This is a genomic window from Methanomethylovorans sp. PtaU1.Bin093 (assembly GCF_002067275.1).
Classification (GTDB): Archaea; Halobacteriota; Methanosarcinia; order Methanosarcinales; family Methanosarcinaceae; genus Methanomethylovorans.
This window is the reverse complement of record NZ_MVQX01000042.1, coordinates 1-7,881: the sequence shown is the minus strand read 5'-3', so window position 1 is coordinate 7,881 and position 7,881 is coordinate 1. Positions and strand designations below refer to the sequence as shown.

Genomic DNA, 7,881 nt, shown 5'->3' with positions numbered 1-7,881 from the left:
ACTGCTTTTTTGATCGTCATTTTTCATCCTCTATCTTGTTTCACTCGCCCATACTCATCATCAAAACGCACGATGTCATCCTCGTCCACACATTCTCCAAGTTGCACTTCTATGAGTTCCAGAGGCAATTTCCCTTCGTTTGAAAGCCTATGCTGCATGCCGGCTCTGATGAAAGTGCTTTCTCCCTGCCTCAGGAAAAAGATCTCATCATTGATCTGCACGGTTGCCATTCCCTTGACAACTATCCAATGCTCGCTGCGGTGGTAATGGAGCTGCAGGCTCAGCTTCTTTTTTGGCTCCACTGTTATGTTCTTTATCTTGTGTTTGTCGGATTTCTCCATAACGGTATAGGAGCCCCATGGCCTGTATACTGTCTGCTGCAGATAAGCCCTTTCGTCATTTTTGCTGTGTAAAGTATCAGCCACCAGTTTTACTTTCTGGCTGCTATTTCTCGGGCATACCAGCAGCGCATCCGGCGTATCGACAACCGCCATGTTCTCCACATCTATGAGAGCCACAAGCTTATCACTTTTTGAATAAACGAGATTGTTCCTGGAATTGATCAGAATGTCCTCGCATTCATAGATCACATTCCCGTTATCGTCCTTTTCTGACTCCTCGTATATTGCATTAAAATTACCGAGATCGCTCCATTTATGCTCCAGGCGCACCACCACAACGTTCCTGGACTTTTCCATAATTCCATAATCTATGGATATTGTCCTCACTTTTCCGTATATCTCTTCAATACTGGCATCCGGATCTATTTCCGGGTCGAAGGCCTTGGAAAAGGTTTTCTCATGCTGCTGCAGTTCCCTGAAGAACACATCAGTGTCAAAAAGGAACATTCCACTGTTCCACAGGCATCCTTCTTTCAGATACTTCAATGCATCATCATGATTTGGTTTTTCTCTGAACTCGGCTACCTTGTAGCCAGTGCCGACCTTTTCAGCTGGCTTTATGTACCCATAGCCTGTATGTGGTGATGTGGGCACTATGCCAAAAGTGACCAGGTGTTCCATTGCAAGCGTTTGTGCGCCTTTGATGGTCTCCATCGCACGTATGTCAAGTACATGGTCCGAGGAAAAAACACCCACTATGGATTTTCCAAACCTTTTTACTATTTCCCGCATACCAAAACTAATTGCTGGAAGGGTGTTCTTTGGTTCAGGTTCTATCAGTACGTTCCCGGAAGGCAGGTCATATCCCAGCTCTTTAGCCTGACCGGTAACAAAGAATCGCTGTGAATCGTTTGTCACAACGAAGATCTCGGATATATCAGAGACCTCCAGACAGCGCATTAAGGTGTTCTGGAAAAAGGAAGTATCTTCAAGTTTCAGGAATTGTTTAGGATTATGCTTTCTGCTTAATGGCCATAACCGTGTTCCAGATCCACCGGCAAGGATGAGTGATTTAATGTTTTCATCTCCTCTTTTAAAGTATATATTAAATTGATTAGCCGATATTCCAGGCCAGATTAGTTGCATTTAGATCGATCAAAGTTAATTTTTTAGTTGTCTGATCCAGAATTATATACTAAAAAAGCCTATTAATATATATCAGTTACCAATATTCTCTGCATACGATAATTTATCCGTCTTTATGATCTTTGTCAGGAATATCCTTTTAATATTAAATCCTATAATATTAAATAAGTCCGAAGCATTTGATGTGGCAGCAGGAATTGTTGGCTGGCAAGGCATCTTAAATTATATAATGGTCAATGTTCATTCATTACGACAATTCGGTGTTTAATAACTGGAGCGATCACTTTTTAAATTCTGGGAATAGGGTCATTATATGTCGGTTCAAAAGCAACTATCATCTGATAAAGTTTCACCTATGGATCCGAATTCTAAAGTTGAGGGTAAAATATCCCGATATATAAGCATTATTAGATCGGCCAGAGAACTACAGTTGATATTAGCAATAATTTTTATAGGTGCTTTTTTACGGATATATCAGCTTGGGGCAGAATCAGTATGGCTTGATGAAGCAACCACTTATTTTTTGTCATCTGATACCCTTTTTGGAATCTACGAGGCAACAAAGAACGATGTCCATCCCCCTCTTTATTATTTTGTGGTACATTTTTTTCTATTTGATGGGAAATCTGAAATACTATTGCGCTTTCCATCCATGGTATTCGGAGTACTTGCCATTCCAGTACTCTATATGCTGGGAACACGTTTATTCAGTGTAAAAGAAGGTCTTATCAGTTCTTTTTTGCTTTCTATCTCCTTGTCTCATATATACTATTCTCAGGAGGCAAGGATGTACTCAATGATGGTATTTCTGACTCTTGGTTCTATTTTCTTTTTTTACGTGGCCATTGAGGATAAGTGCAATAGTTTCTGGTTTTTGTTCGTTGTTCTCACAGTGCTGAACATCTATACTCATTATTTCGGTTTCTTCATATTTCCTATAGAGATACTATATTTTACAATTCTCTTGTTTTCTTATGAAAACGGAAAACTGCTTTTCAGATCAAAACTTTTGCCGCAAGCAAAGGTTTTTTTTATCAGTGTAGCTTCCGTTATAGTTCTTATTATTCCCCGCATTCAGGTTTTTTTTGAACAGGCAGCTTCACGGGTAGGCGGGGAAGTGACATGGGGTGTTGACCAGACCTATTTCATTACAAGCTTGCTCTCCCATCTTACGCTTTCCCCATCTCCTTCTCTGCTTTACCTCACCTTTTTTGCTTTAGGTGTTATAGCGATGATCCTGTCCAACCGCAGGCAGGCTTTTTTACTTTGTTCATGGTTAGTTCTCCCGGTTATGGTGAGTTATTATCTTTCAGACATAATGCCCTTTCATCCACGGTATCTTCTTTTCATCCTGCCTGCTTATCTTATTATAATTTCACGTGGTTTGACTGCGACTTCCAGTTTCATATTCTCTGTTAACACAGTACCAAAAAGCAACAGGAACTTATCAGAGAAAAAGCAGCAAGTTCTGGCTATCGTATTTGTATCTCTTTTCTTTCTAAGTGCCCTGATTCCCATTGTAAACTACTATTCTTCCCCTCAAAAAGAAGATTGGAGGAATGTGGCATCTTATATTACCACCATTACCCGGCAGGGGGATATAATCGTGCCACTTCCAGGTTACATCTCAAACCCACTTAGATTCTATTATGATAATTCTACTGACGGGACCTATCTAAAAGTGTCCGGATATGGTCAGCAGGAATTGGACAATATTGTGCATGAGAATAAAAATACCACTTTTTTTGTGCTTACGGGAGACATCAATGCGGCAAATCCTAATGGAACTGCCCTCAATTGGCTCGGAGAAAACACCGATGTGGTAAATATCATTACCGATGTATACATATTGACCCCCAAAGTGTGATATAGTCTGTTGTGAACTGATGATAAAAATCCCGTCTTTTCTACTATATCTGATACCTCTAATTTTTACGATGTCTCAACTGAATTCTTAAGTACTATTAATATTATCCTATGCAACATAATCCTCCAATCCAGTCTGAAACGTGATCAAATGTCATACAGGATAATTGAGAAACGGGATATGGTACATCAGGTGCATCTGATGAAGGTGTTCGCACCTGACGTGGCAAGAGCTGCAAAGCCCGGGCAGTTCGTGATAATCAGGATCGATGAGCAAAGTGAAAGGATCCCTCTCACAATTGCAGATTATAGTGTTGAAGAAAGTTCTGTGACCATTATTTTCCAGGAGATGGGAAAGACAACCAAACAACTGGCCACACTGAATGCTCAGGACACGCTTCAGGATTTCGTAGGACCGCTGGGTACTCCTTCTGAGATCGAAAAGCTCGGCACTGTTGTGATGGTGGGAGGAGGCGTGGGAGTGGCCCCTGCTTATCCCCAGGCGAAGGCCTACAAGGCCGCAGGTAATAAAGTAATGACCATCATAGGTGCCCGGAGCGAGAACTTGCTGATCCTTGAAGAAGAGATGCGGGCTGTAAGCGATGAATTACTGGTATGTACCGATGACGGTACCAAAGGCCATCATGGTTTTGTGACCGATGTGCTCCAGAGACTGCTACAGAATGGCGAACACGTGGACCGGGTTGTTGCCATCGGACCGCCCATAATGATGAGGGCAGTGGCAGGGGTGACAAAGCCTTTCGGTATTCAGACCATTGTAAGTTTAAATCCCATAATGATCGATGGAACGGGCATGTGTGGAGGTTGCCGTGTTTCTGTTGACGGTAAAACCAAGTTTGCCTGTGTGGACGGACCTGAGTTTGATGCCCACAAGGTAGATTTCAACTTGCTCATGAGCCGCCTTGCAGTTTACAGGGATGAAGAGGGTATTTCCATCAAGAAGCATGAATGTACCTGTGGGGGTGGACAATAATGGCAGAAAGACAGCCCATGCCATTACAGGATCCCGAAGAACGGCGCAGGAACTTCAATGAGGTGGCACTGGGTTATACTGAAGAACAGGCTGTTGCCGAAGCCGCGCGTTGCCTGCAATGCAAGGACCCAAAATGTGTACAGGGATGTCCTGTGAACATCGATATCCCTGCTTTCATTGCCTGTGTCGCTGAAAGGGATTTCGATGAGGCCATCAGGACCATAAAACTAACGAACGCCCTTCCTGCGGTATGTGGGCGTGTCTGCCCCCAGGAAGTACAATGTGAACAATACTGTGTGCTTGCAAAGAAAGGCCAACCTATAGCCATTGGCCGCCTTGAACGTTTTGCTGCCGATCATGAGAGTACCGGGGGTGTCGCAGCACCGCATAAAGTGAAGTCCACAGGCAAAAAAGTGGCTGTTGTGGGTTCCGGCCCGGCAGGGCTTACAGCAGCTGCTGATCTTGCGAAGGCAGGGCATTCTGTGACGATCTTTGAATCACTTCATGAACCGGGAGGAGTACTTACCTACGGCATCCCTGAGTTCCGCCTGCCAAAGGCTATTGTCCGGCAGGAAGTGGACTATATAAAGCAGCTTGGTGTTGACATAAAGGTGGATTACGTCATTGGCAAGATCAAAACGCTGGATGAGCTGAGAGATGAGTTCGATGCAGTATTTTTAGGGACAGGTGCAGGACTTCCTAATTTCATGGGTATCGAAGGGGAGAACCTCAATGGAGTGTACTCGGCCAACGAGTTCCTGACCCGTGTGAACCTTATGAAGGCTTTCCGTTTCCCTGACTATGATACTCCTATAAAGCGAGGTAAGAAGGTCATAGTTGTTGGTGGAGGGAACGTGGCAATGGATGCTGCAAGATGTGCCCTGAGGCTAGGTGCTGATGAGGTTAGCATCGTATACCGCCGCAGTGAGGATGAACTGCCAGCCCGCAGGGAAGAAGTGGAGAATGCTAAAGAAGAAGGCATTATCTTCAGATTGCTCACCAATCCAGTTCGCATTCTGGGCGACGATAAAATGAATGTCAAGAGCGTGGAATGTATCAGGATGGAGCTTGGTGAACCCGATGCTTCAGGTCGCAGAAGACCTGTATCTGTGAAAGGTTCGGAACATGAGATCGAAGCCGATACGGTGATAATCGCTATAGGCACATCTCCTAACCCGATCATATTCTCCGGGTCCGATGGCCTGGAGTCCACTTCAAAAGGCACTATCGTTGTTGATGATACAGGCATGAGCTCCCTTCCCGGTGTATGTGCAGGCGGTGACGTGGTAACCGGTGCTGCAACTGTGATAAGTGCTATGGGTGCAGGAAAGCTGGCGGCTCAGACCATCAACGATCACCTTGGTAAACAATGACCGCATGATCACGGTCATTGAATTTTTTTAACTGGACCACAATGAGACCCGGAAATAAATGTTCGATAGTTAAAGGACAGCCTGATGTCGGAAGGCGTGTGCATTCGCAGGTCAGATCAAGACCTTCACGGTCATGGAAACAGCATGGTGGTGATCTGCAGCATCATATTTTCTGGTGTATGCATTGCAATGTACCTCTGTTAAGGCCCGCTTGTGACGTCTGCCAGGCGCAGGGCATCCGTCTTGATCTGTCGCCTCCCGGTGACATAAGGTTCTGTTCACCCTATGAAAAGGAACTGGTCAGAGGTCTTTTGTTATCGGCTTTCGGATGTGATCCCATCGGGGACAGGATAGTATTACTAAACAAAACCACAGGCGAGGACAGGACAGATGAAATTATAGTTGATGGTTTGCATTTTGGTGTACTGCGTTTTGATATGAAGTCACTGGATTATGTTTTCGACCTGTCCGTTGAAGGTGCAAAGGTACTGGCAGAGCATACCACTAATAAGACAATTGTTCTAAGGAAGGCTTCCAGCCATCTTAGCGGCAAGAAGGTAAAAGCTGAGCAAATTCTAAGTTATACGGAAGATATTATAAACGGAGATACTGTTCTGATCAGGTGTGGCAATCTTATAGGTTTTGGCGTATCCCTTTCGGACCATGTACACCTTCAAAGCTCACAGGATGCTGTATTGAGGGTGAGGAAGCTTGACGGAAGCAAAGTTTCACTTAAACCGCGTATTGCTTCCATGCAGGATGTACTAAAGGCAAATACAGGTCACATGGGAAAAATATCCAGGGATGCTGCCAATGTGATCAAGGGTGTTGCCAGTCGCAGGGAATACAGGGATCTGCCTGTCCACGTTTCCTTCAGCGGGGGCAAGGATAGCCTTGTAGTGCTTGATCTGACGGTAAATGCTCTTAAAGGCAGGGATATCAGGGCTTTTTTCCTGAACACAGGCATTGAGTTCCCTGAAACAGTGGAATTTGCGCGGCATTTCTGTTCCAGCCGGGGGATCGAATTAAAAGAATCAGCTGCAGGAGATGCTTTCTGGGAGAACCTTGAAAGGTTCGGTCCTCCTGCCAAGGATATGCGCTGGTGTTGCAAGGTATGTAAGCTGGCACCTGCCAACAGGCTCATAGATGAGTCATCAGGTGAAGGGCAGGTATGCCTTACTGTGGATGGCAAGAGAAGGTACGAATCTTTTTCCAGGGCTTCCATTTCTGCAAGTGAGAAGAACCCCTTTGTGCCTTCACAGCTCAATATTTTCCCTATCCGCGATTGGAGGGCGATCGAAGTATGGCTATACATATATGGGAAAAAGCTTGAATACAATCCTCTTTATGATCTTGGGTTCGAAAGAGTGGGCTGTTATCTGTGTCCTGCTTCCCTGTCTGCTGAATATCAGATCTTTTCCCGGCTGCACCCTGACCTTCATGCACGCTGGAATACCTATCTGCTGGAATGGGCAAGCAAGAAAGGCTTGCCGGGATCGTTCATAGAACATGGATTATGGAGATGGAAAGAACTCCCTCCTAAAATGCTTAAGCTTGCAGAAGAGATGGGGATCCAGCATGATGTTCCTATAGTCAATGAAAGTTTCACTGTGGAGTCTGTAAGCGGTGTTTCTCCCTGCACGAGTGGAGGTTTTACTGTTGAAGCCAACATCGGTGGCATCTCTCTGCAGGATGCAGCAGATGTACTGCACATAATAGGTCCAGTAAAGACTGCAGAGAACATGGGGATGCTGCTTGTAAGGGCTGATGATGCAACTGTCAAGTTCTTCTCTTCGGGTAACCTGCTGATCACTGCCGATGTCAGAGAAAAGGCCACTCAAATATTCAGACAGGTCGTATTGCAGCTTATGAGAGTTTCCATGTGTACAAGGTGTGGTATATGCCAGGGACTCTGTCCTGCAGATGCTATCGAGATCGATGATATGCGGGGCCTGTACATCAGCAGCGCCTGTACGAGATGTGGCAAGTGCATAGATTCATGTGTCGTTCTAAAATATGCTCCCCGTAATTTACCCTGGACCAGGCCGGATCATTTATAGATGGGTGAAGCTTTAATACTTTTATCTTAATTATATAACATTTTCAAAATAAATACTACCAGATGTGTGCGCATGCAGTTAGGTCAATTAGATGGTATTTC

The 7,881-nt window shown here is 44.7% G+C and carries 5 protein-coding genes; 4 read left to right on the top strand and 1 reads right to left on the bottom strand.

The features are described 5' to 3' along the window. Positions 1 to 23: 23 nt before the first annotated feature. Entirely contained in the window at positions 24 to 1,487 is a 1,464-nt protein-coding gene (locus A4E24_RS04600; RefSeq protein WP_292352091.1) for a mannose-1-phosphate guanylyltransferase/mannose-6-phosphate isomerase, read from the bottom strand. Between the two features lie 430 nt (positions 1,488 to 1,917). Between A4E24_RS04600 and A4E24_RS04595 the strand changes: the two genes are divergently transcribed. From A4E24_RS04595 to A4E24_RS04580, 4 genes are all read left to right on the top strand, one after another. Next, positions 1,918 to 3,354 carry a glycosyltransferase family 39 protein gene (locus tag A4E24_RS04595; RefSeq protein WP_292352089.1) on the top strand — a complete coding sequence of 479 codons (1,437 nt, stop codon included), beginning with the start codon at positions 1,918 to 1,920 and terminating at the stop codon, positions 3,352 to 3,354. Between the two features lie 150 nt (positions 3,355 to 3,504). Continuing rightward, on the top strand, positions 3,505 to 4,347 hold the full coding sequence (locus tag A4E24_RS04590; RefSeq protein ID WP_292352087.1) for a sulfide/dihydroorotate dehydrogenase-like FAD/NAD-binding protein: 843 nt from the start codon (positions 3,505 to 3,507) through the stop codon (positions 4,345 to 4,347). Then, positions 4,347 to 5,720: an NADPH-dependent glutamate synthase gene (gene gltA / locus A4E24_RS04585; RefSeq protein ID WP_292352086.1), complete on the top strand. Its 1,374-nt coding sequence runs from the start codon at positions 4,347 to 4,349 to the stop codon at positions 5,718 to 5,720. The genes A4E24_RS04590 and gltA overlap by 1 nt, the downstream gene beginning before the upstream one ends. Before the next feature lie 41 nt (positions 5,721 to 5,761). Beyond that, positions 5,762 to 7,780 (top strand): phosphoadenosine phosphosulfate reductase family protein, encoded by a 2,019-nt coding sequence (locus A4E24_RS04580; RefSeq protein WP_292352085.1) that lies wholly within the window; start codon positions 5,762 to 5,764, stop codon positions 7,778 to 7,780. The last annotated feature ends 101 nt before the right edge of the window (positions 7,781 to 7,881 follow it).